The following is a 22,488-nucleotide window of genomic DNA, read 5'->3' as shown; positions in this document are numbered from 1 at the left end:
CGTCAGTGCTCGTGGACGACGACGCCGCGCACGTTCTTGCCGTTGAGCAGGTCGTCGTACCCCTCGTTGACCTGGTCGAGGGTGTAGGTGCGGGTGAGGATCTCGTCGAGCTTGAGGTCGCCGGACTGGTAGAGGCCGAGGATCCGCGGGATGTCGACGGTCGGGTTGCAGTCGCCGAAGAGGCTGCCGCGCAGCTCCTTGCGGAACAGCGTGAGGATCGAGCCGGGCAGCTGGATGTTCGTCTCCTCCAGCTTGTTGAGGCCGGTCAGCACGACCTTGCCGCCCTTGCCGACCGCGTTGAAGCCGTCGGCGACGATCTCGGAGGTCATCAGCCCGGGCGTGAGGATCGCCGAGTCCGCCATCTGCCCGCGGGTCAGGTTGGTGATCGTCTCCATCGCGAGCTCGGCGGACTCGAACGCGTGCGTGGCGCCGAGCTCCATCGCCTTCTCGCGCTTGTTGGCGAGCGGGTCGATCGCGATGACGTTCTTGGCGCCGGCGAGCGCGGCACCCTGGACGGCGTTGATGCCGATGCCGCCGATGCCCATGATGACGACGGTGTCGCCGGCCCTGACCTCGGCGGTGTTGACGGCCGCGCCCCAGCCGGTGGGTACGCCGCAGCCGACCAGGACCGCCTTCTCCAGCGGCAGGTCGTCATCGACCTTCACGCACGAGTTCTGGTGGATGACGCCGTACTGGCTGAAGGTGCCGAGCATGCACATGGCGCCGTACTGGCCTGCGGGCCCGGTGATCGGGAACCGCTCGCCGGGCAGGTAGCCGTCGAGGATGGTGGCACCCATGTCGCAGATCGACTGCTGCCCGTTGGCGCAGTAGCGACAGCTGCCGCAGTTGGGGATGAACGAGCAGACGACGTGGTCGCCGACCTTGACCCGGCTCACGCCGGGGCCGACCTCCTCGATGATGCCGGCACCCTCGTGCCCCAGGACCATCGGCAGCCGCGCCTCCAGGTCGCCGTGGGCGATGTGCACGTCGGAGTGGCACAGCCCGGCGTGGGTGTAGCGGATCAGCACCTCGCCCTCGCGGGGCTTGTCGAGGGTCAGCTCCTCGATCACGATCGGCTTGCCGGTCTCGTAGACGACTGCGGCCTTGGTCTTCATGAGGGTTCTCCTGGAGTGGGGCGCCGGGGCGTCGGCGACGGGGACGTGACGCCGGACACACTCGCAACGCGGCGGCCCCTTGGTTGTTCAGAAACTGGACAACCGGCTGCCAACCCCGTGGCGTTTACTGTGACCGCGGTCACGAGGCCGGTTGACGGCAGGTTGAGGAGAGACGCGTGGCGACTGGAACCGAGGAGCTCCGCGACCCGATCGCGCAGTCGTGGCAGCGCGCCGCGATGGCCGGGCTGACCCCGGGCAGTGCGCTGGACCACGTGACCTACAGCGACGTCGACACGTCCGGTCCCCTGCTCTCCGCGGCATCGGAGGTGCTCGACGACCTCAACGACCAGCTGCAGGGGACGATGTTCTCCACGTTGCTGGTGGACCGCGAGGGCCGGATCGCCCAACGCTGGTGCGGCGACCGCGGCGGCCGCCGGGCCTTCGACCACCTCGGGCTCGACGTGGGCGCCTCGCTCCTGGAGGAGGCCGTGGGCACCAACGCCCTCGGCACCGTGCTGGAGACCCGGACGAGCATCTCGATCAACGGCAGCGAGCACTTCGCGGTCCCGCTGCGGCGGTTCAGCTGCTACGGCCACCCGATCTTCCATCCGACCACGCGCCGGATCGAGGGAGTCCTCGACATCACCGCGCTGATGGAGGAGGCGAGTCCCCTGTTGCCGCCCCTCGTGGCTCGCGCGGTCGCCGACATCGAGCAGCGACTGCTCGACCGCAGCCGCGTCTCCGACAAGCAGCTGCTCGCAGCCTTCCAGGCGGCCGGGACCCGGCGCCGCGCGGTGGTGGCGATCGGGCAGGACCTCTTCATGTCGAACCAGGCGGCCTCCGACCTGCTCGGCTCGACCGACGTCGCCCTGCTGCGGATGCTCGTCGGCGACCTGCACGACAACGCCGACGTCGACCTGACCCTCGAGTCCGGGTTGGAGGTCCGGGTCGAGGCCAGTCGGGTCGGCGGGGCCCGCGGAGGTGCGCTGCTCCACGTCGAGCCGCGCCGCGAGCTCCGGGTGGCCCCGCACCCGTTCCGTCCAGACCTCGCCCACGCGCCCGTGCTGGTCTCCGGTCCCCCCGGGTCCGGCCGCTCCACCGAGGCGCGCCGCGCGAGCGAGGTCCAGCCGGTCACGGTCCTCACCGCCGCCTCGGCGCTGCTCGACGGCGCCGAGGCGTGGGCGCGGAACTTCGGCGCCCTGGTCCGCGCCGGTCAGGGAACCGTCTGCGTCGACGGCATCGACCTGCTCCCCGACGACCTCGTCGACCTCGTCGCCTCACACCTCGCGGAACGACGGGCCCCGCGGCTGGTGCTGGTGTGCGGCCCCGTCGACGGCCTGTCGGGGAGGGCCGCCGCGCTCGCCGGCGAGTGCACCGAGCGTCGGGTGCTGACGTCCTTGTCGAGTCGGCCGCACGAGCTGCCCGAGCTGGTCCGGCGGATGCTCAGGGAGCTCGGTGCGGACCCCTCGCTGCACTTCACGCCGGGCGCGCTGCGCGCCCTCTCGGCCCAGCCGTGGCCCGGCAACCTGCGCGAGCTGCGGGCCGTCGTCGACCACGTCGCCCGCCACCAACGCACCGGCGCGGTCGTGCTCGACCAGCTGCCCGAGGCCTACCGGGCCCAGGAGCCGACCAAGCGGCTCGCCCCGATCGAGCACGCCGAGCGGGCCGTCATCGTCGAGGCACTGCGCGAGCACGGCGGCAACAAGGTGAAGGCGGCGCAGTCGCTGGGCATCTCGCGCACCACCCTCTACGCGAAGATGCGGGCGCTGCGGATCACGGTCTACTGAGCCGGGCGTCCGGTCGCGCCCGGTCGGCGCACGAGGAGACAGCGCGGACTGCGCCGGCGGATCGCGCCCCACCACAGGCCGCTGCCGTAGGCGAGGTCGTCCAGCCGCCGGGCCACGAGCGCGGTGAACGGGTCGATGCCGGTGCGCTCGCGGAGGAAGACGGCGAGGTCGATCACGACCGCGGTGGCGAGCGCGCGACGGACGGAGCGGCTGAAGGGAGCGGCGAGTGCGGCGAGCGGCCACCAGTGCCGGAGCAGGAGACCGGCTTCCTGGCGCACTGCCCATGCGGTGCCCTTCGCGGCGAGCCGGGCAGCGACCACGGTCCGGCCCTCCTCGACCGGCAGCTGCGGGGCGAGCCGACGGGCGGTGACGGCACCCGCGACGACCGCCACGGGGAGCGACCACCGACGTCGCTGCAACAGCGCCCAGCCGCTGAGGGCCATCATCGGCGACAGCACGGCGGGGGCGACCTTGTCGCCGTGACGCGCGGCGAGGTCGGCGCCGCCGGTGCCGTAGAAGAACTTGCGGCCCAGCCAGGTGCGCACGGTGCCGCGGACGTCGTGGTCGGCGCGGACGCCGGGGTCGTAGCGGACGACATGGCCGGCGTCGACGAGCCGCCAGACCAGGTCGACGTCCTCGGCGACGCGCCACCCGTCCTCGAACCCACCCGTGTCGCCGGCAAGGAGGTCGGTGCGGCCGACGAGGCAGGCGGAGGGGAGCCAGCCGGTCGCCGCGCCGGGCCGGACCACGCCGCCGGTGCTGCCCAGGTCGAGCGAGGAGGCGGCGGCGTCGTACCGCTCGAACCAGCGGGCCCGACGACCGGGTGCGGTGCGCACCTTGCCGACCACCTGCGGACCGACCAGTGCGACCTGCGGGTCGGCGCAGTGGCGGGCGAGGTCGAGCAGGCGAGAGGCGTCGATGGTCACGTCGGAGTCGACGAAGGCGACGAGCGGGGTCCGGACGAGCCGCAGGCCCGCGTTGCGCGCGCCGGCAGGACCGACGTTGGTGGTGAGCCGGTGTACCCGGGCGCCGTGCCGGTGGGCGACCTCGGCCACCCGGTGCGGCTGCTCGGAGTCGTCGTCGACCACGATCACCGGCAGCGGCACCAGCGCCGCCAGGCAACGGGCCAGCTGCTCGCTCCGGTCACGCACGGGTACGACGACGGTGAGCTCGGTCAGCGGGACCTCGACATCGCCCAGCAGGGGGTTCGCGAGGTTGCCGTCGAGCAGGCGGCGGGCCAGGCGCGCCGTGGCCTGGTCCTCGACGACCAGGTCGCCGCCGGCCAGCAGGCTGCGGGCCCGGTCTCCGAGCCGGACCGCGCGCACCGGGGAACCGCCGACCAGCAGGCGGCCGCCGTCCGTGAACACCACGTCGTCGCGCAGGCGGACCCGGAAGCCGTCGGCGAGGGTCGCGGTCGTCATGGCGCGAAGCCTCCGTCGGCGCGCACGACCGACCCGTTGAGCACCGCCGCTTCGCTGCTGCAGCAGAACACGAGCGCGGCGGCGACCTCCTCGGGCTCGAGGATGCGCCGGAGCAGCTGGTTGTCCGCGAAGGTGTCGACGTCGTCGAGCCCGTAGAGCGCCGCGGTGGCCTCCAGCATCGGCGTCCGGGTCGAACCGGGTGACACGGCGCACGCCGTGACGCCGGTGCCGACGAGGTCGGCGGCCAGGCCCTTCACGAGTCCGATGACGGCGTGCTTGGCGGCGTTGTAGGCGGCGAGGTGGTGCAGGCCGTGGTGGCCGGCGGCGGAGGCGACGGCGACGAAGCGGCAGCCGGACGGGTCGGGGCCGGCGAGCATGGCGGGGACGGTGACGGCTGCGGTGTTCCACACGCCCTTCACGTCGACGTCCCAGAGCAGGTCGAGGTCGGCCTCGGGTGTCTCCCAGAGGGGCCGGCCGCCGGCGACGACCGCGGCCGCGGCGACGGCGGCGTCGAGCCGGCCCCACGTCTCGATCGCGAGGTCGACGGCCGCGGCCAAGGCGGACCGGTCCCGGACGTCGGCGACGACCGGGAGCACCTGAGGGTCGGTCTCGGCGATGGTGAGCTCGTCGACCGCGACGACGCGGTCGCCCCGGGCGACGAGGCGACGTACGGTCGCGGCGCCGATGCCGCGCGCCGCCCCGGTCACCAGGACCACCCGGGTCATCGTCGGACCGCGTCCACGACGTCTGCGACCATCGACGCGAGCGCCGCTGCCCCCTCCTCGGCGCTGGCTCCCGTCGGGTCGCCGAGGACGCCGTTGGGCGAGACCGCCTTGACCCCACCCGCCATCATCAGCGGGAGCAGCTCCGCGAGGGTCCCGGTGTTGCCGGCCTCCGCGCGGTCGAGCCAGACGTTCCACGGCGCGATGTGCAGCATCAGCGAGGTCTCGGTGCGGCCCGCGTGGAGGTCGACCTCCTCGGTCGCGCAGGCGGCCCAGTCGACGTCGTGCCCCTCGTCCACCAGCCGGCGTACGGCGCCCCGCAGGGCCACGACGTTGCCACCGTGGGCGTTGACGAACACGATCCGCGACGCCCAGGTGGACATCGACCGGGTGAGCTCGACGAGGACGTCGTGAAGGACGGTCGTGCCGATCGAGCTGGTGCCGGAGAAGTCCTGGTGCTCCCCGCTCGAGCCGTAGGTGAGCGCGGGCGCGACCAGGACCGACGTACCGGCCGCCGTCATCTGCTCCGCGGCGCGCGAGGCCACCGTGGTCGCGATGATCGTGTCGGTGTCGAGCGGCAGGTGCGGGCCGTGCTGCTCGATCGAGCCGACCGGGACCAGCACCGTGGGTCCTGCCGGGATGGCGGGCGAGGTCGCGGACGCCAGCTCGGGGGCCATCGTCAGCTCCCGAAACCCACCGGCTGCGAGGCCGGTACGCCGAGCGCCCGGTCGAAGCCGTCGGAGATCAGCAGGTGCTCGGGGCGCAGGTCGGCGGTCGAGCCGAGCGCGAGCCCGCGCAGTGCGGAGTCGACGCCGCCGGAGAGGACGTCGAGGACGTTCTCCACGCCGGCCTGGCCGTTCGCGGCCAGCCCCCACAGGTACGCACGGCCGATCATGACGGCCTTGGCACCGAGCGCGAGGGCCTTCACGACGTCGGAGCCGCGACGCACACCGCCGTCCATGACCACGTCGATCTGCTCGCCGACGGCCTCCGCGATGGGGCGGACCATGCGGATCGCGGCCGGGGTGCCGTCGAGGTTGTTGCCGCCGTGGTTGGACACCGAGATCCCCGCGACACCGGCATCCACCGCACGCAGGGCGTCGTCGACGCGGCACACGCCCTTGAGCACGAACGGCGTCCCGGAGATCTGCGCCCAGGTCTCGCGCATCCACGCCACGTCGTCCCAGCTGGGCGGCGGGGTGGTCATCCACTCGTAGTAGGCACCGAAGAACGTCGGCCCGGTCGCCTCCCCGGGTGCGGCGAGGTTGGGGGCGGTCAGGTCGGGCAGCTTCCCCGTCTCGCGGAACTGCTGGCCGAACTGCCACAGCCACCGCGGCTTGGTCGCCACCTTCGGCGCGAGCCGGACCATCGCCTTGAGGTCGACCTTCTCCGGGATCTCCGGGCTGCCCCAGTCACGACCCATCGAGAACGACCAGTCCAAGGTGGCGATCAGGCCGCGTACGCCGGCGGCGTGGGCGCGCCGCATGCGCTGGACCATCGTGTCGCGGTCCCCGGTCCAGTACATCTGGAAGAAGGTCGTCGCACCCGTCGCGGTGACGTCCTCGACGGACTTCGAGGCGAAGTTCGACAGGCCCATGATCGTGCCCCGGGCGGCGGCCGCCCGGGCGACGGCGACCTCGCCGTCCGGGTGGACCGCCTGCACGCCGGTCGGGGAGATGATCACCGGCAGCCCGATCTGCTGGCCGAACACCGTGGTCGCCTGGGAGCGCTCGGGGAGCTGGCCCACGACGTGCGGCGCCAGGCCGAGCTCGGCGAACGCGGCCTGGTTGTCCGCGACCGACTGGCCGCGCTCGGAGCCGGCCACCAGGGCGCCGTACACCGGTTGGGGAAGGCGCTTGCGAGCCCTCTCCTGCGCGACCGCGACGGACTCGAACCAGGGGTTCTGCTTCCAGGGGTTCTCGATCTTCTTCATGAGCAGCAGCCTCCGTTGTCCCCGGTGGTCGAGGAGGTTGCGCAGCAACCGTCACGAGACCCCGGCTGGGCGAGTGGGTCGAATCCGGCCAGCGGGCTCTCGGCACACGCCGAGACGGGCGGCGCGGTGAGGAGCTTGAGCATCACCGGCTGGTTGCGCGTGGGGTTGGCCTTGGAGTGGTCCTGGCTGGGCGCGGGGACGGTGCGGTCGCCGGCGAGGGCGTGCTCGCCGTACCCCTGCACGCACTCGGGGTCCGGCCCGTCGAGCGGCAGGCCGGTGAAGAACTTCGCAGCCATGCAGCCACCGCGGCACGAGTCGAAGAACGCACACGACGAGCAGGCGCCGCCGGTCTGCGGCGAGCGGAGCTCGTTGAACAGTGCCGAGTCCTGCCAGACCTTCTGGAAGCCGCCGTCGGCGAGCAGGTTGCCGGCGAGGAAGTTGTCGTGGATCGCGAACGGGCAGGCGTAGACGTCGCCGATCGGGTCGATCAGGCACACCACCCGGCCCGCACCGCACAGGTTCAGGCCCGGGAGGGACTCGCCGAACGCGGCAAGGTGGAAGAACGAGTCACCCGTGAGCACCTCCTCCCCGTCAGCGGTGTGCTTCATCAGCCAGTCGTAGAGCTCGCGCTGCTGCTCCGGCAGCGGGTGCAGCTCGTCCCACACGTCCGCACCACGGCCCGACGGGCGCAGGCGGGTCAGCCGCAGGGTCGCACCGAACCGGTCGGCGAGTGCCTTGAACTCATCCAGCTGGCCGATGTTCTCCCGGGTGCAGACGACCGAGATCTTGGCGTCCGCGAACCCGGCGTCCTTGAGGTTCGCCAAGGCACGCAGCGCGGTGTCGTAGGAGCCGGGGCCGCGGACGTAGTCGTTGACCTCGGCGGTCGCGCCGTCGAGCGAGATCTGCACGTCGACGTAGCCGTTGCACGCCGGGGAGGCCAGGAACGCCGCACGCTCGGGGGTGATCCGCACGCCGTTGGTGGAGAACTTCACGCCCACCTGGTGGTTGACGGCGTACTCCAGCAGCTCCCAGAAGTCGGGGCGGATGGTCGGCTCGCCGCCGCCGATGTTGACGTAGAACACCTGCATCCGCTGCAGCTCGTCGATCACTGCCTTGCACTGCTCGGTCGACAGCTCACGCGGGTCACGCCGGCCCGACGAGGACAGGCAGTGGGCGCACTCGAGGTTGCAGGCGTAGGTCAGCTCCCAGGTCAGGCAGATCGGGGCGTCGAGGCCGTACTCGAACTGCTGGACCAGCGATCCGGTCTCGGGACGCTGCATCGGTCGGTCGGGTGCGATCGTCATCACGCAACCTCCTCGGCGGTGACGGTGGGGCGGGGGCGGATCATGTCGGTCGCGGCCAGGCCGCGCAGGGCGGCCGCATAGGCCGCGTGCTGGGAGGCCGGGACACCCGCGGTCTCGAGCGCGGTCCGCACGTCCGCAGCCTCCCCCAAGGCCCGGACGACGGCGACCAGCTCGGGCCGCTTGAGGAAGGTCAGCTTCCGGTTGCCGAAGTGGTAGGCCAGCGCGCCGAAGGGCTCCGGTCGCAATGCCACCGACGGCGAGAGCATCCACGGCTCTCCCAGCAGGGCGTCCATCAGTAGACGCCGCACATGCCGTCGATCGAGACCTCCTCGATGAGGTCCTCGGCGGCCATCTCGACGGCCTGGTCCTGCTCGATCTCGGGGTTCATCATCTCTCCTCCAGTTCGTGCCGATGTGGTGGCCGCCACACTAATTGCACCAAGGGCAGAAAGTCCCCCTCCATTCGGAGGGGATTCGACCTCGACCCCGGGACGGTAGGTTGACGGCCCATGACCGGGGGCCGGAGCGAGAGCGGGCGCAGCAGCGCCCGCGGTCGCCCCGAGGCCACCTCCCACGCCGCGATCGAGCAGGCGGCGTTCACCCTCTTCGTCGAGCGCGGCTTCGCCCGGACCACGCTCGACGCGATCGCCGAGGCGGTCGGCGTCAGCCGGCGCACGCTCTTCCGCTACTACCAGTCGAAGAACGACATCCCGTGGGGCCAGTTCGACCGGACGCTCGACCACTTCCGCGACCTGCTCTCCGAGCAGGCCGACGACCTCCCGGTGCACGAGGCCGTCCACCGCGCGGTCGTGGAGTTCAACCGCTTCCCTGCGGACGCCCGCCCCCCGCACCGCGAGCGGATGCGCTTGATCCTGACGACCCCTGAGCTCGAGGCGCACTCGGTGCTGCGCTACGCGGAGTGGCGCCAGGTCATCGCCGAGGACGTCGCCCGGCGCACCGGGGCACGGCCCGGGGACCTGGTCCCCCAGGTCGCCGGGCACGTGTCCCTGGCCATCTCGCTCTCGGCCTATGCGGCGTGGCTGGCAGAGCCCGATGCCGAGACCGTCCCCCTGCTCGACATCATCGACGCGGCCATGGCCGGGCTCCGGTTGTACCTGGGCGTCGAGACCTAGGAACCTGCTGACGACTTCGCCACCAGCGCAGTCAGGATGCGCTCGGCCACCACGTCCACCGGGCCGAGGCCGTCGACCGTCGCCAGCAGCCCACGCTCGGCGTACTGCGCCGCGAGCGGTGCCGTCTCGGCGGCGTAGACCTCCAGCCGGCGGCGGATGACCTCGTCGGTGTCGTCGACTCGACCCTGGGCCTCCGCCCGGAGCAGGAGCCGGCGCACCAGCTCACCCGGGTCGGCCTCGACGAGCACGACCGCATCGAGCGCGGTGTCGCCGCGCTCGAGGATCGCGTCGAGCTCGTCGACCTGCTGCAGCGTGCGCGGGTAGCCGTCGAGGAGGAAGCCGTCGGCGCAGTCGGGGTCCGACAGCCGCCCGGCCACCATCGCGTTGGTGACCTCGTCGGGGACGTACTCGCCCGCATCCATGTACTGCTGGGCGGTACGTCCCAGCGGGGACTGCTGCGCGACGTTCGCACGGAAGATGTCTCCCGTCGAGATCGCCGGAATGCCGAACCGCTCGGCGATCGCGACGGCCTGGGTGCCCTTGCCGGCACCGGGCGGACCCATGAGGATAAGACGCATGCGCAGGAGGACCTTTCGTCGTCGACGCGGGTCCGCCCCAGCTCACGGACCCGTCGTCGCGCAGGCTAGGCCGCAGCCCGCTGCAGCTACGTTGCACCGGGCCGGGCCCCACCGTCGGGTGGGTCGGGCCCGTCCGACCGGGCAGTCCCAACTGCGACCTGCTCGCAGGGTGCGGACCCGACCGCACCGTCGGCACAGTGACCGGGACCACATCCCCTCTGGAGGTATCCCATGTCCACTGAAACCCCTGTCCCCGACGGCAACCCCGGCCTGATCGGAGTCCCGACCTTCCTCGTCGGCTCGGTCGCCCTCGGCCTGGTCCTGGTCGGCTTCGTACCCGCCAGCGCCGGCTCGGCGTCGATCCCGATCATCGCGACCGCCACCGCGTTCGGCCAGGCCGTGGCGGCCGTGTGGGCGACGCGGCTCAACCAGAACGCCGTCGCCGCCATCTTCGGCATCTTCACCGGCTTCTGGTCGAGCTACGCGGCGCTCGTCCTCGGCCTGACGCACAACTGGTTCGGGATCCTTCCCGCGGACGCCGTGCGGACCCAGGAGCTGTTCCTCGGCTCCTGGCTCGCCGTCATCGTCCTCCTCACGCTGGCCACCCTGCGCCTGCCGCGTGCGTTCACGATCCTGTTCGGCCTGATCGACCTCGCCCTGCTGCTGGTCCTGCTCGGCACGGCCCAGGCCAGCACCGACCTGACCCGGCTCGGCGGCTACACCGTGTTCGCCTTCGTCAGCGTCGGGGCGTACCTGTTCCTCGACGCCATGTCGCAGGCCACCGGCGGCCGGGCCCTGCCCCTCGGCGCGCCGATCCGCGCCTGATCACCGACAAGAAGCGCCGGTCGGACCCGGGGCTGTGGCGGAGTGCCGGACGGCGCTCCACCACAGCCCCTTTCCCATGGGCCTGCCGGAAGGACGACCGGCCTCTCCGACCGGGCAGGTCGAAGCCGAACCATCCGTTCAGGAGCCGCTCCTCACAGCGGATGGTTTGCGTTTCCCAGCCTCCCCGCCGGGGTGTGACCAGCCTTACGTTCCGGTGGTCAGCACGTCCCACCAGGAGGTTCCTCATGCAGGTTGACGAACTGCTCAAGCCGTTCCCGATCAAGGAGTTCCACCCGTTCCCACGGGCCCTCATGGGCCCCGGAGCGCACGAGCTCATCGGTCCCGAGGCCATCAAGCTCGGCTTCACCAAGCCGCTCGTCATGACGTCGGGCCTTCGCGGCACGAACGTGGTCCAGAAGATCGTGGACTCGCTCAAGTACCACGGCCTCGAGGCCGTCGTGTACGACAAGGTCGAGTCCAACCCGAAGGACTACAACGTCATGGACGCGGTGGCCCTGTACCAGCAGAACAAGTGCGACTCGTTCATCTCGATCGGTGGCGGCTCCTCGCACGACGCGTGCAAGGGCGCGCGCATCTCGGTCGCCCACGACGGTCGCAACGTCAACGACTTCGAGGGCTTCAACAAGTCGGAGAACCCGAACAACCCGCCCCACATCGCCGTCTCCACCACGGCCGGCACCGGTTCGGAGACCTCGTGGGCCTACGTCATCACCGACACCACGACGGACCCCGACAACCCGCACAAGTACGTCGCCTTCGACGACGCATCGGTGGCCACCCTCGCCATCGACGACCCGGTGCTCTACTTCGACTGCCCGGTCGACTACACCGCGCAGTGCGGCTTCGACGTTCTCGCGCACGCCTCTGAGCCCTACGTGTCGCGGCTCAACTTCGAGCCGTCGCTGGGCAACGCGATCCGGGCCATCAAGCTGACCGCGGAGAACCTGCGCGAGGCGGTCTGGAACGGCCAGGACCTCAAGGGTCGCGAGGGGATGATGTACGCCCAGTACATCGCCGCGCAGGCGTTCAACTCCGGCGGCCTGGGCATCATCCACTCGATCTCGCACGCGGTCTCGGCGTTCTACGACACCCACCACGGGCTCAACAACGCGATCGCGCTCCCCCGCGTGTGGGCGTTCAACATGCCTGCGCAGTACGGCCGGTTCGCCGACATCGCCGAGGCGATGGGCGTCGACACGCACGGCATGACCAAGCCGCAGGCAGCCGACGCCGCGCTCGCCGCCGCGATCCGGCTGCTGCGCGACGTGGGCATCCCCGAGAACTTCGTCTCGGTCACCCAGGACACCTACTCCAAGAACCGGCTCGGCCTGGGCCCGACCAAGTACTACGAGAACGCCAAGGTCATCAAGGGCGACGCCGACGATGTCGACCGCATCACCAACCACGTGCTCGGCGACGCCTGCACCCCCGGCAACGCCAAGGAGTGCACGTTCGAGACCGTGCGCCCCGTCGTGGACCACTGCATGACCGGCGATCTGGACGACCTCCTGTCCTGAGCCACCGTGACTCGGTCCGGCTCGGGTGAGCCGGGGCACGCGCCCCCGGGCCGGACCGATCCACACCCCCATCCACCGCCCCGTCGCCCCAGGAGGCACCCATGTCCGCCCGACCCCTCGATGCCGTGCGCGACCACGCCGGCTTCACCGACGTCGCCGACGTCATCGACCAGTTCGCCGAGCACGGCTACCTCGCCGACGAGCGCCTGGCGACCACCGTCTTCCTGCAGGCACACCTGGAGAAGCCGATCCTGCTCGAGGGCCCAGCGGGCGTGGGCAAGACCCAGCTGGCGAAGTCGCTGGCCGAGGTGACCGGACGACGACTGCTGCGCCTGCAGTGCTACGAGGGCCAGGACGAGACGACGGCCCTGTACGAATGGGACTACGGGAAGCAGCTGCTCTACACGCAGCTGATGCGGGAGAAGGTCGGCGCCCTGGTCGCCGACGCCCCCGACCTGGCCAGCGCCGTGGACACCCTCGCGGGAGAGGAGAGCGTCTTCTTCTCCGAGCGCTTCCTCGCCGCCCGTCCGCTGCTCGAGGCGATCCGGTCCGAGGACCCGGTGATCCTGCTCATCGACGAGGTGGACCGCGCCGACGAGGCGCTCGAGGCCGTCCTGCTCGAGCTGCTCGCCGAGTACCAGGTCTCCGTCCCGGAGCTGGGGACCTTCCGGGCCCGGCACACGCCGTACGTGATCCTCACGTCCAACAACACGCGTGATCTCTCGGCCGCGCTCAAGCGGCGCTGCCTCCACCTCTTCCTCGACTACCCCGACGCGGAGCGGGAGCTCGACATCATCCGGTCCAAGAGGACCGGGCTGTCCGACGAGCTCGCCCGCCAGCTGGTCGGCGTCGTGCGCGGCCTGCGCGAGCTCGACCTGCGCAAGGCACCGAGCATCTCCGAGACCGTCGACTGGGCCCGCACGCTCGCGGTCCTCGGCGCCGAGGAGCTCACGGCGGAGACGCTGTCGGCGACCGCCAACGTCGTGGTGAAGTACGAGCGCGACCTGCGCCGCGCGCTCGAGGCACTGCCGCGGATGGTCGACCCGAATGCGGTCGTCCCCGGCCACCTGCACGACCACGGCCACGGTCATGGACATGGCCACGGGCACGGACACGACCACGAGCACGACCACGGGACCGCGACCGGTCCCGACGAGCCCGACGGGGCCGAGGTACGCCGTGCGAAGGACCTCCCGGGGCGGCATGACGAGGCGTACTACGGGACCGGTTCCATGGGGCCCAGCCGTCCCGTTCCTGCCGGCCAGGGCGCCCGCTCGTTCGGCTCGCGCCGCCGCCCCTTCTGAAGCCGAGGTCTGTGCCATGGACGGCGCCCTTCACCGATTCGTGCGTCTGCTGCGACTGCACGGCATCCGGATCGGGATCTCCGAGGTGGTGGACGCGTCGCGGGCTGCCGGCGCCCCGGGAGTCCTCGACGACAGAGAGCTGCTCCGCAGCGCGCTGCGCGTGACGTTGGTCAAGGACCAGCGGGACGAGGCCGCCTTCGACCGGGTCTTCGACCGCTTCTTCCGGCTGCGCGCGGTGCTCGACTCCCCTGAGGAGCACGGGCACTCCCACGCCCACGACGACCTCTCGGACGACGGCGAGCTCGACGAGTTCGTGCTGTCCGAGGAGCCCGGTCGCACACCCAGCCAGGGACACAGCCACGGCAAACCCCAGGACATCCGTGACTTCTTCGACCCCGAGGACCTCGCCCAGCAGTACAACCTGCACCAGGAGGCCAACAAGCTCGACATGGCGGCGATGACCGACGAGATCGTGCTGTCCAACGACGGCGCCGGATCCGCCACGAACGCCGCTCGCGTCCAGCTCGACACCTCGCGGCTGCACAACCCGGGCCGGCCGGGAAGGATCGCCGACCGGACGGGCACGCGGCTCGACTCGGAGCTGACGGTCGCCGAGGAGATGGCCCTGCTGGCCTGGCTCGACGACGGCGACGACGAGACCGTGGAGGGCAGCACGGTCGGGACCGACGACCTGGCCGCGCTGCGAACGGCACTCTCCAGTCTTCTCGACGGCCTCCCCGCGGCACTCCAACGCCACCTCGAGGAGCTGCTGGCCACCGAGGCCGCCATCGAGTCCCGCGAGGCACAGGCCCGCGAGATCGACCGGATCGGCGAGGTCGAGCGGGCCACGCTGGAGGAATCGCTGCGCAGACTGGTCCGCAGCCTCCACGGGGCGCCGAGATCGCGGCGCCGCGAGTCCGCTCGGGGCAGCATCGACGGCTCACGCACCATGCGCCGCAACCTCCGCAACGACGGCGTGCCGTTCCGCCCGGTGACGGTCGCGAAGGTGACCGACAGGCCGCGCCTCGTCGTGCTGGCGGACGTCTCCCTCTCCGTCAGGGCCGCAGCCCGCTTCACCCTCCAGCTGGTCCACGGGCTGCAGGGCATCGCCTCGCACGTACGCACCTTCGCCTTCGTCTCCGACCTGGTCGAGGTGACCGACCTCTTCGCAGAGCACCCGATGGAGGAGGCCCTGTCCCTGACACTCTCCGGGCTTCCCGCCGGCGGCGTGCTCGACGTCGACACCGACTCCGACTACGGCTCGGCCTTCCGGCAGTTCCTCGACGAGTTCGGGGGCGGGCTCAACCGGCGGACCACGGTGGTCGTGCTGGGCGACGGGCGCGGGAACGGCAACGACGCGGCAGTGGGGGTGTTCGAGGAGATCACCCGACGGGCCCGCGAGACGATCTGGATCACACCTGAGCCGCGGTACTCGTGGACCCTCGGCAGCTGCGACCTCCCGGCGTACGCCGCCCACTGCGACCGCGTCCACGTCGTCCGCGACCTGGCCGGGCTGGACCTGGTCACCTCCCACCTGACCGAGATCCGATGACCGTCACGGCCGCGGCCCCGATCGACCCGCTGCGAAGCGAACGGCCCGGTGTCTACTCCGACGCGCTCGTCGAGGTCGTGCGGGGCGCCGCGGCTCCGGACCACGCGACCCGCACGTGCTCGTTCGCCTTCTGGAGCGACCGGGAACGCATCCACCTGGTCCACGACCTGCCCGACGACCTCATCGACAACGACCTCGCCGGGCTCGTCGCCGGCGAGCTCTTCGCGCCGGGCTGGCTGGACGGGAGCGAGCTCTTCGAGCGCGTGGTCACCGGCATCGTCGTCAGCACCTCACCGGATCCGCTCGCCGCCTGGACCCTGTTCTATCGCAACACCCTCGACCGCCTCGCCGAGTCCGGCGCACGGGGCAACGAGGACCCGGGCGGTGGCCACGACCTCGTGGAGGGCTCGCTCGCCGGCTATGCCCCGGTCTACCGCCGCGCCCACGAGCTGATCGGCCCCGGCTCGATGCTCGAGCTGGGCAGCTGCTTCGGCTTCTTCAGCCTGCTCAGCGCCGGACATCTCGAGGTGACCGCGAGCGACCTCACGCCCAACACCGTCGGCCTGCTCGCGCGGGTCGCGCCGCGGCTGGGACGTCGGCTCGACACCGTCGTGTGCGACGCCGCCCGCGTGCCACGCCCCGACGCTTCCTTCGACACCGTCGTCGCCCTCCACCTTCTGGAGCACCTGCCTCCCGAGCACGGCCGAGCCGTCCTCCAGGAGATGCAGCGGGTGGCCCGGCGCCGGGTCGTCGTCGCCGTCCCCTACGAGGACGAGCCGACCGCGGCCTACGGCCACGTGCGGACGTTCACCCCGGGCGACCTCGCTGACCTGGGTCGTCGCGGCGGCTGGCAGTGGCACGTCCACGACCACCACGGGGGATGGCTGGTCCTCGACCGCCCGTGACGCGCGCCCCCGCGCGCCGTACCGTCCGGGCGAGGGCTCAGATCAGGCCGTCCTTGCTCGCGACGTACACCGCTTCGGCACGCCGGCTGACCTGCAGCTTGCGCATGATGTTGCTGACGTGGAACTTCGCGGTCGTGTCGGAGATGAACAGCTGCCGCCCGATGTCGCGGTTGGACATCCCCCGCGCGAGCAGCCGCAGGACGTCCTGCTCGCGATCGGTCAGACGACGGTTCTCGGCGGCGGTCTCCGCGTTGATGCCGCGCACCATCGCCGCCGCGCTACGCGAGTCGAAGGCGCTGTCGCCGCGGTGCACGGCCCGGATCGCACGGACCAGCTCGGTGGTGTCGACCTCCTTGACGACGTAGCCGCGCGCCCCCTGGTGGATCGCCTCGAGGACGAGCTGGTCGTCGATCACGGTGGTGAGCACGAGCAGAGCGACGTCGGGATGCGTCTGGTGCAGGCGGGCACACAGCTCGATGCCCTCGTTGTCACCCGACGGCGAGAGCCGCAGGTCCAGCAGGACCACGTCGGGCCGGGACGCCGCGACGACGGCGAGAGCCTGGGCGGCGGTCGCCGCCTCGCCGACGACGCGCAGGTCCGCCTCCCGTTCCAGCACGGAGCTCAGGCCCTGGCGGACGATCGCGTGGTCGTCGACCAGCACCACCCCAATGGCATCCGAGGACTCGGCGCTCCGGGCAGGTTCGATCGTGGATGCACTCATGTGCTTCTCTCCTCCGACGTTGGGACGGCGCCGAGCACTGCGCCGCAGAGCGGGACACGGGACTCGATCGCGACGCCGCCGGCGCGGGACCGCCTGATCGACAGGCTTCCGCCCAGCCCTTCGGCGCGCAGTGCCATGCCGACCAGGCCACGGTGCCGACCGTCGGCCGCGCCTCGGCGAGCGAGTCGCATGGTGCGGCGCATCGCCGCCGGGTCGCCGTCGCCGTCGTCGCTGATCCGCAGGACGACGGAGTCCTCGAGGTAGCGCAGCCGGACCAGTGCCCGGGCCGCGTTGGAGTGCATGGCGACGTTGAAGAGCGCCTCGCCGGCGGTCCTCGCCAGGGCGTGCTCGGCCGCCGTACCCAGGGGCACCGGGCTTCCCTCGAGCCGCAGCCGCACGTCGAGGTGGGGCCGGTGCTGGGCGGCCACCTCGGCCAGCAGCTCGGGCAGGCTCGCCACGTCTTCGGCGACCCGCTCGTGGTGCAGCGCGTAGATGACCGACCGCAGCTGCTCGGTCGCCTTCGCCATCAGGTCGCGCGCGCGGTCCAGCTCCGGGACGACCGGGCCCTGGGGCGCGGCTCCGCTGCCGAACTCGCCGCGGAGCACCTCCACGACCAGGCCGGCGCTGAGCACCGTCTGCGCGACGCTGTCGTGGAGCTCCAGGGCGATGCGGCGGCGCTCCCTCTCGAGGAGCTCCCGCTGGTCGGCCACCCTCAGCCGCTGCTCGGCGGCGCGGAGCTCCTCCGTGCGCGACGACAGCGTCCGTGCCTGCTCGGACACCTCGTCGAACAGCTGTTGGGCCCGACGCTGCTGGGCCAGGCCGGTCCGGTACAGGTCGCCGGTGTGCAGGGAGACGGCTGCGAGGTTCGCCAGGATGTGGAGGACCGACAGGTCCGGGGACTCGAGCGGAAGGTCGCGGCGAGGTGCGGCGGCCAGGCCACCCATGACGCTGCCGTTGATGAGCATCGGCACCACCACCCGGGTGGGGCTGTCGACGGCCCGGGGCGGCAGCGTGCCCGCGGCGATCTCTACGACGGTCTCCCGTGCATCGCCCGGCAGGTCGTCGACACGGTCGCCGACCCGGCCGGCGGCATCGACCGCGAGGAAGCGCGGCCTGGTCGACGGCAGCGCGTGGGAGCCCAGCGCGAGCACGGTCCACCGGGCGTCCAGGTGGACAGCGGCCACCCGGACGATCTTCTCCAGCAGCGCCCGGGGTCCTTCGACCGGGTGGACCAGGGCCCTGGAGATGGAGTCCATCGCCGTCACCGTGCGTTGGAGGCGCTCGTTCGAGCGCTGGTACGCCGAGTAGTAGGTCTGCTTGCCCGACCGGACGCCCGTCAGCGCGGCCAGGTCCGGCGGCGCCGGCAGGTCGGGCCGGTCGGCGCCCGGCTGGCCCGTGCCCTGCGCCACCTGCGCCCGTGCCGTCACAGCGAGTCTCGGAAGATGCCCGCGATGTCGTCCCGGTCGGCGGGGCGCGGATTGGTCGCGAGGCATGCATCCCGCGTCGCCGTCACCGACATCCGGTCGACGTCGGCGGCGGTGACGCCCAGCGCGCCGAGGCGCCGGGGCGCGCCGACCGACTCTGCGAGGTCCTGGACGTACGCGGCCAGCAGCTCGGCCGCCTCCTGGTCGGGCATGCCCTGCACGGAGAGGCCCATCGCCTCGGCGAGCATCGCGAACCGCTCCGGCACCACCTCGGCGTTGAACCGGATGACGTGCGGGAGCAGGACGCCGTTGACGACACCATGGGGAAGGTCGAGGAGGCCGCCGACCTGGTGGCTCATCGCGTGGGTCGCGCCGAGGATGCTGTTGGAGAACGCCAGACCTGCCTCGAGGCTGGCCTGGGCCATCCACAGCCTCGCCCGCTCGTCCCCGGGCGCCTCCACGTTGCGCCGCAGGGCCTTGCCGACCAGCCGCGCCGCGGACAGCGCATGCCCGTCGGCGAGCGGGTTGTGGCCGAGCGAGACGAAGGACTCGACGGCGTGGGTGAGGGCGTCGAGCCCGGTCGCGGCCGCCAGGTCGGGCGGCATGGTGGTGAGCAGTCGCGGGTCGGTGACGGAGATGTCCGGCACCACTGACCGGCCCATGATCGTCATCTTCACGGCGTTGACGGTGTCGGTGACGATGCAGAACTGCGACACGTCGGAGCCGGTGCCGGCTGTCGTGGGGATCATGAGCAGCGGCGGGATGGGCCGCGTCACCAGGTCGACGCCCGCGTAGTCGAGGATCGAACCACCGTTGCCGCTGAGGATCGCGACACCCTTGGCCGCGTCCAGCACCGATCCGCCCCCGATGCCCACGATGACGTCGGCGCCCTGGTCGACGTAGGCCTCGTGGGCCGCCGCGATCTCATGGTCCTTGGGGTTCGGGCTGACGTGGGACCACACCTGCGGGTCGAGCCCGACGTCGCACAGGTGGCCCAGGAGCTCGATCACCCAGCCGGCCTCGATGATGCCCGGGTCCGTGACCACGAACGGCCGGCGCGCGCCGAGACGGCCCGCGCAGAACCCCGCCTCGGCCAGCGAGCCGAGCCCGAACACCATCTCCGGCACGTGGAACTTCAACAGTCGGTGGTCGTCGCGGGCGGCGGCGGCCGGTGGTGCGGGCAGGGTGAGCACTCGAAGGACCTCCTGAGTCCCGCCATTCGCTCGGTTCCGAGTGACGGTCGCCACACCGTAGGAGGATCAAGGTTGCAATGTGGTTGCACCCCTCGCCTGCCGGCCGGTGCACGGGCGGACGGTCCGGCCGGGGCATGCCGTACGGATGCAACCTTCTTGCAACGTGACTGGTGTCACAGTGCAGGGATGGACGCCGGCATGCGGGCAGAGGTCGCTGCGTCATGGCACCGGTCAGCAGCAGCGGGGGTGCCAGCCGACGAGGTGGCAGCGCCGATCACGCTCGACGACGGCGACCTGCGCTCAGCGCGCGCACAGCACCCGCTCGCCCAGGTCTTCCCCCTCCTCGACGACGTCCTCGGCCAGGCCGCCCGGGACTGCGATGCGACCATGGCGGTGGCCGACGAGTCCGGCCAGCTGCTCTGGGTCTGCGGGTCCGGCGCAGCCCTGCGCCGAGCCGAGTCGATCGGCTTCGTCGAGGGCAGCAACTGGGACGAGCGCCTGGCGGGAACCAACGCGCCCGGCCTGGCACTGCGCCTCGAACAGCCCTCCAGCGTGGTTCGCGGGGAGCACTTCCGCCATGCGGTGCGCGGGTGGAGCTGCGCAGCCGCCCCGATCCACGACCCGGCAAGCTCCCGGCTCCTCGGCGTCCTCGACGTCACCGGCGGCGACGAGATCGTCGTCCCCCAGACCATGGCCCTGGTCCGCGCGACGGTCCGCCTCGCGGAGGCGGAGCTGGCCCGGGACCGCCTCGTCGGCCGTGACCCCGTCGAGCACCACGGCCGGCCGACGGTCCGGATCGAGGCCCTCGGTCGCAACGACGCGCTGCTGACCGTGGACGACGATCGCGGCCACACGGGGCGGATGCGCCTGTCCCCCCGTCACAGCGAGCTGGTCCTGCTGCTCGCCAGCGCACCCCGCGGCCTGTCCGGGGACGAGCTGAGCGTCCTGGTCTACGAGGACGAGAGCGGGTCCTCGACACTCCGCGCGGAGCTCAACCGGCTGCGCCACCTGCTCGGCGAGACCTTCTTCGGCTCCCGTCCGTACCGCCTGCTGTCGGGCGTCAGCGGCGACTGGCTCGCGGTCGAGGCGATGCTCGCATCCGGAGACATCGCGGGTGCGGTGCGCGCCTTCCGCGGGCCCCTGCTGCCCCGCTCGAGCGCGCCAGGAGTGGTGCGTCTCCGCGAGGCCCTCACCGCGCAGCTGCGCGCCGCCGTCCTGCACGCGGGCCAGCCCGACCTGATGTCGTCCTGGACCCGGTCGGCATGGGGCGCCGACGACTACGAGATGTGGACCCGGCAACGCGACCTGCTCCCTCCCGGGTCGCCCCTGTGGGCGCTCGCCAGCGGACAGCTGGCGCGGCTCGACGCCGAGTTCGCCAGCTGAGGCCGGCCGCCCGGCCGCCATCCGGACACCGCGGGAGAACGGCAACGTGGCTGCAACGTGACCGCTCCTACCGTGCTGTGAACGGCGTCACAGAGGGCGTCGAGTCCCACCATCAGGAGCATTCAGATGACCATCTACGCAGCCCCGGGCCAGCCCGACTCCCTCGTCGACGTCCAGAGCCGCTACGGCCACTACATCGGCGGCGAGTGGGTGTCCCCGGCCAAGGGCCAGTACTTCGAGAACATCTCGCCGGTCAACGGCAAGCCGTTCACCGAGATCGCCCGCGGCACCGAGGAGGACATCGAGGCCGCGCTCGACGCGGCGCACGCGGCGTTCCCCGCGTGGAAGAAGACCTCCACCACCGAGCGCGCGAACCTGCTCAACAAGATCGCCGACCGCCTCGAGGAGAACCTGGAGGCGATCGCGGTCGCCGAGTCGTACGACAACGGCAAGCCGGTGCGCGAGACCCTCGCCGCCGACATCCCGCTGACCATCGACCACTTCCGCTACTTCGCGAGCGCCATCCGCGCCCAGGAGGGCTCGGCCGGCGAGCTCGACGAGAACACCGTCGCCTACCACTTCCACGAGCCGCTGGGCGTGGTCGGGCAGATCATCCCGTGGAACTTCCCGATCCTGATGGCGGCCTGGAAGCTCGCGCCGGCACTGGCCGCCGGCAACTGCGTCGTGCTCAAGCCCGCCGAGCAGACCCCGTGGTCGATCCTCAAGGTCATGGAGCTGATCGGCGACCTGCTGCCGGCCGGCGTGCTCAACGTCGTCAACGGCTTCGGCGTCGAGGCCGGCAAGCCGCTCGCGACGTCGAGCCGGATCGCCAAGGTCGCGTTCACCGGCGAGACCACCACGGGTCGGCTGATCATGCAGTACGCCGCGGAGAACATCATCCCGGTCACGCTCGAGCTCGGCGGCAAGTCGCCCAACATCTTCTTCGACTCCGTCGCCACCGAGAAGGACGCCTTCTACGACAAGGCGCAGGAGGGCTTCACGCTCTTCGCCCTCAACCAGGGCGAGGTGTGCACCTGCCCGTCGCGCGCCCTGATCCAGGACTCGATCTACGACGAGTTCCTCGCCGACGCCGTCGTCCGCACGGAGAAGATCGTGCAGGGCAACCCGCTCGACACGACCACGATGATCGGCGCGCAGGCCTCGCTGGACCAGCTCGAGAAGATCCTGTCCTACATCGAGATCGGCAAGGCCGAGGGAGCCAAGGTGCTCACCGGAGGCGAGCGCAACGTCCTCGAGGGCGACCTCGCCGGCGGCTACTACGTGAAGCCGACGATCTTCGAGGGCCACAACAAGATGCGGATCTTCCAGGAGGAGATCTTCGGCCCGGTCGTCTCGGTGGCGCGCTTCGCCGACGAGGCCGAGGCACTCGAGACCGCGAACGACACGCTCTACGGCCTCGGCGCCGGCGTGTGGTCCCGGGAGGGATCCCAGGCCTACCGCGCCGGCCGCGAGATCGAGGCGGGCCGGGTCTGGACGAACTGCTACCACCTGTACCCGGCCGGTGCGGCCTTCGGCGGCTACAAGCAGTCCGGCATCGGCCGCGAGACCCACAAGATGATGCTCGACCACTACCAGCAGACGAAGAACCTCCTGGTGTCGTACTCCCCCGACGCCCTCGGCTTCTTCTGAC

Annotated in this window: 21 protein-coding genes; 9 read left to right on the top strand and 12 right to left on the bottom strand. The window is 71.6% G+C overall.

What is annotated here, in order from left to right; all coding sequences use genetic code 11:
- Positions 1-2 precede the first annotated feature (2 nt).
- Entirely contained in the window at positions 3-1,115 is a 1,113-nt protein-coding gene (locus FBY23_RS04235) for an NDMA-dependent alcohol dehydrogenase (RefSeq protein ID WP_141797010.1), read from the bottom strand.
- Between the two features lie 176 nt (positions 1,116-1,291).
- Between FBY23_RS04235 and FBY23_RS04230 the strand changes: the two genes are divergently transcribed.
- The gene (locus tag FBY23_RS04230) at positions 1,292-2,902 is read left to right on the top strand and encodes a sigma-54-dependent Fis family transcriptional regulator (protein WP_222117720.1); all 1,611 of its coding nucleotides are present in this window, start codon (positions 1,292-1,294) and stop codon (positions 2,900-2,902) included.
- On the opposite strand, the gene mftF is transcribed toward FBY23_RS04230, so the two are convergent.
- From mftF to mftA, 7 genes are read right to left on the bottom strand one after another with little or no spacing between them, the layout of a single operon-like run.
- Positions 2,896-4,323, bottom strand: coding sequence for a mycofactocin biosynthesis glycosyltransferase MftF (gene mftF, locus FBY23_RS04225; RefSeq protein ID WP_141797009.1), 1,428 nt, complete (start codon positions 4,321-4,323; stop codon positions 2,896-2,898). The genes FBY23_RS04230 and mftF overlap by 7 nt on opposite strands.
- Complete coding sequence (locus FBY23_RS04220; protein ID WP_141797008.1) at positions 4,320-5,048, bottom strand: mycofactocin-coupled SDR family oxidoreductase; 729 nt, start codon at positions 5,046-5,048, stop codon at positions 4,320-4,322. The genes mftF and FBY23_RS04220 overlap by 4 nt, the downstream gene beginning before the upstream one ends.
- Positions 5,045-5,722, bottom strand: a complete 678-nt coding sequence (gene mftE, locus FBY23_RS04215) for a mycofactocin biosynthesis peptidyl-dipeptidase MftE (protein WP_141797007.1) — start codon at positions 5,720-5,722, stop codon at positions 5,045-5,047. The genes FBY23_RS04220 and mftE overlap by 4 nt, the downstream gene beginning before the upstream one ends.
- Before the next feature lie 2 nt (positions 5,723-5,724).
- Positions 5,725-6,978, bottom strand: a complete 1,254-nt coding sequence (gene mftD, locus FBY23_RS04210; protein ID WP_141797006.1) for a pre-mycofactocin synthase MftD — start codon at positions 6,976-6,978, stop codon at positions 5,725-5,727.
- Positions 6,975-8,282, bottom strand: a complete 1,308-nt coding sequence (gene mftC, locus FBY23_RS04205; protein ID WP_141797005.1) for a mycofactocin radical SAM maturase — start codon at positions 8,280-8,282, stop codon at positions 6,975-6,977. The genes mftD and mftC overlap by 4 nt, the downstream gene beginning before the upstream one ends.
- Complete coding sequence (mftB, locus tag FBY23_RS04200) at positions 8,282-8,575, bottom strand: mycofactocin biosynthesis chaperone MftB (RefSeq protein WP_141797004.1); 294 nt, start codon at positions 8,573-8,575, stop codon at positions 8,282-8,284. Before mftB ends, mftC begins: the two co-directional genes overlap by 1 nt.
- Complete coding sequence (mftA, locus tag FBY23_RS04195; protein ID WP_141797003.1) at positions 8,575-8,670, bottom strand: mycofactocin precursor MftA; 96 nt, start codon at positions 8,668-8,670, stop codon at positions 8,575-8,577. Before mftA ends, mftB begins: the two co-directional genes overlap by 1 nt.
- A 120-nt stretch (positions 8,671-8,790) precedes the next feature.
- Here mftA and mftR point away from each other — a divergent pair, with 120 nt between their 5' ends.
- Entirely contained in the window at positions 8,791-9,414 is a 624-nt protein-coding gene (gene mftR / locus FBY23_RS04190) for a mycofactocin system transcriptional regulator (protein WP_141797002.1), read from the top strand.
- On the opposite strand, the gene FBY23_RS04185 is transcribed toward mftR, so the two are convergent.
- Entirely contained in the window at positions 9,411-9,992 is a 582-nt protein-coding gene (locus FBY23_RS04185) for an adenylate kinase (protein ID WP_174245179.1), read from the bottom strand. The genes mftR and FBY23_RS04185 overlap by 4 nt on opposite strands.
- A gap of 231 nt (positions 9,993-10,223) precedes the next feature.
- Between FBY23_RS04185 and FBY23_RS04180 the strand changes: the two genes are divergently transcribed.
- The 5 genes from FBY23_RS04180 to mftM all read left to right on the top strand — a co-directional run bounded on the left by FBY23_RS04180 (position 10,224) and on the right by mftM (position 16,116).
- Positions 10,224-10,817 (top strand): GPR1/FUN34/YaaH family transporter, encoded by a 594-nt coding sequence (locus tag FBY23_RS04180; protein WP_141797000.1) that lies wholly within the window; start codon positions 10,224-10,226, stop codon positions 10,815-10,817.
- Positions 10,818-11,062: 245 nt separating this feature from the next.
- Complete coding sequence (mdo, locus tag FBY23_RS04175; RefSeq protein ID WP_141796999.1) at positions 11,063-12,355, top strand: NDMA-dependent methanol dehydrogenase; 1,293 nt, start codon at positions 11,063-11,065, stop codon at positions 12,353-12,355.
- A gap of 101 nt (positions 12,356-12,456) precedes the next feature.
- Positions 12,457-13,659 carry a MoxR family ATPase gene (locus FBY23_RS04170; protein ID WP_141796998.1) on the top strand — a complete coding sequence of 401 codons (1,203 nt, stop codon included), beginning with the start codon at positions 12,457-12,459 and terminating at the stop codon, positions 13,657-13,659.
- A gap of 16 nt (positions 13,660-13,675) precedes the next feature.
- The gene (locus tag FBY23_RS04165; RefSeq protein ID WP_141796997.1) at positions 13,676-15,211 is read left to right on the top strand and encodes a VWA domain-containing protein; all 1,536 of its coding nucleotides are present in this window, start codon (positions 13,676-13,678) and stop codon (positions 15,209-15,211) included.
- Positions 15,208-16,116, top strand: a complete 909-nt coding sequence (gene mftM, locus FBY23_RS04160) for a mycofactocin oligosaccharide methyltransferase MftM (RefSeq protein WP_141796996.1) — start codon at positions 15,208-15,210, stop codon at positions 16,114-16,116. The genes FBY23_RS04165 and mftM overlap by 4 nt, the downstream gene beginning before the upstream one ends.
- A gap of 37 nt (positions 16,117-16,153) precedes the next feature.
- On the opposite strand, the gene FBY23_RS04155 is transcribed toward mftM, so the two are convergent.
- From FBY23_RS04155 to FBY23_RS04145, 3 genes are read right to left on the bottom strand one after another with little or no spacing between them, the layout of a single operon-like run.
- Positions 16,154-16,837, bottom strand: coding sequence for a MadR family response regulator transcription factor (locus FBY23_RS04155; protein ID WP_141796995.1), 684 nt, complete (start codon positions 16,835-16,837; stop codon positions 16,154-16,156).
- Positions 16,834-18,264 (bottom strand): sensor histidine kinase, encoded by a 1,431-nt coding sequence (locus FBY23_RS04150; protein WP_260805733.1) that lies wholly within the window; start codon positions 18,262-18,264, stop codon positions 16,834-16,836. The genes FBY23_RS04155 and FBY23_RS04150 overlap by 4 nt, the downstream gene beginning before the upstream one ends.
- On the bottom strand, positions 18,261-19,454 hold the full coding sequence (locus FBY23_RS04145) for an iron-containing alcohol dehydrogenase (RefSeq protein WP_260805732.1): 1,194 nt from the start codon (positions 19,452-19,454) through the stop codon (positions 18,261-18,263). Before FBY23_RS04145 ends, FBY23_RS04150 begins: the two co-directional genes overlap by 4 nt.
- A gap of 246 nt (positions 19,455-19,700) precedes the next feature.
- Here FBY23_RS04145 and FBY23_RS04140 point away from each other — a divergent pair, with 246 nt between their 5' ends.
- Both FBY23_RS04140 and FBY23_RS04135 read left to right on the top strand, forming a co-directional pair.
- Positions 19,701-20,837, top strand: coding sequence for a GAF domain-containing protein (locus FBY23_RS04140; RefSeq protein ID WP_260805731.1), 1,137 nt, complete (start codon positions 19,701-19,703; stop codon positions 20,835-20,837).
- A 126-nt stretch (positions 20,838-20,963) separates the two neighbouring features.
- On the top strand, positions 20,964-22,487 hold the full coding sequence (locus FBY23_RS04135) for an aldehyde dehydrogenase family protein (RefSeq protein WP_141796992.1): 1,524 nt from the start codon (positions 20,964-20,966) through the stop codon (positions 22,485-22,487).
- The last annotated feature ends 1 nt before the right edge of the window (position 22,488 follow it).

This window comes from Nocardioides sp. SLBN-35, assembly GCF_006715725.1.
Taxonomy (GTDB): Bacteria; Actinomycetota; Actinomycetes; order Propionibacteriales; family Nocardioidaceae; genus Nocardioides.
This window is presented reverse-complemented; position numbering and strand designations above follow the sequence as displayed.

Coding starts and splice junctions, on each gene's coding strand:
- FBY23_RS04235 (WP_141797010.1), bottom strand. CDS start 1,115: ATGAAGACCAAGGCCGCAGTCGTCTACGAGACCGGCAAGCCGATCGTG.
- mftF (WP_141797009.1), bottom strand. CDS start 4,323: ATGACGACCGCGACCCTCGCCGACGGCTTCCGGGTCCGCCTGCGCGAC.
- FBY23_RS04220 (WP_141797008.1), bottom strand. CDS start 5,048: ATGACCCGGGTGGTCCTGGTGACCGGGGCGGCGCGCGGCATCGGCGCC.
- mftE (WP_141797007.1), bottom strand. CDS start 5,722: ATGGCCCCCGAGCTGGCGTCCGCGACCTCGCCCGCCATCCCGGCAGGA.
- mftD (WP_141797006.1), bottom strand. CDS start 6,978: ATGAAGAAGATCGAGAACCCCTGGAAGCAGAACCCCTGGTTCGAGTCC.
- mftC (WP_141797005.1), bottom strand. CDS start 8,282: ATGACGATCGCACCCGACCGACCGATGCAGCGTCCCGAGACCGGATCG.
- mftB (WP_141797004.1), bottom strand. CDS start 8,575: ATGGACGCCCTGCTGGGAGAGCCGTGGATGCTCTCGCCGTCGGTGGCA.
- mftA (WP_141797003.1), bottom strand. CDS start 8,670: ATGAACCCCGAGATCGAGCAGGACCAGGCCGTCGAGATGGCCGCCGAG.
- mftR (WP_141797002.1), top strand. CDS start 8,791: ATGACCGGGGGCCGGAGCGAGAGCGGGCGCAGCAGCGCCCGCGGTCGC.
- FBY23_RS04185 (WP_174245179.1), bottom strand. CDS start 9,992: ATGCGTCTTATCCTCATGGGTCCGCCCGGTGCCGGCAAGGGCACCCAG.
- FBY23_RS04180 (WP_141797000.1), top strand. CDS start 10,224: ATGTCCACTGAAACCCCTGTCCCCGACGGCAACCCCGGCCTGATCGGA.
- mdo (WP_141796999.1), top strand. CDS start 11,063: ATGCAGGTTGACGAACTGCTCAAGCCGTTCCCGATCAAGGAGTTCCAC.
- FBY23_RS04170 (WP_141796998.1), top strand. CDS start 12,457: ATGTCCGCCCGACCCCTCGATGCCGTGCGCGACCACGCCGGCTTCACC.
- FBY23_RS04165 (WP_141796997.1), top strand. CDS start 13,676: ATGGACGGCGCCCTTCACCGATTCGTGCGTCTGCTGCGACTGCACGGC.
- mftM (WP_141796996.1), top strand. CDS start 15,208: ATGACCGTCACGGCCGCGGCCCCGATCGACCCGCTGCGAAGCGAACGG.
- FBY23_RS04155 (WP_141796995.1), bottom strand. CDS start 16,837: ATGAGTGCATCCACGATCGAACCTGCCCGGAGCGCCGAGTCCTCGGAT.
- FBY23_RS04135 (WP_141796992.1), top strand. CDS start 20,964: ATGACCATCTACGCAGCCCCGGGCCAGCCCGACTCCCTCGTCGACGTC.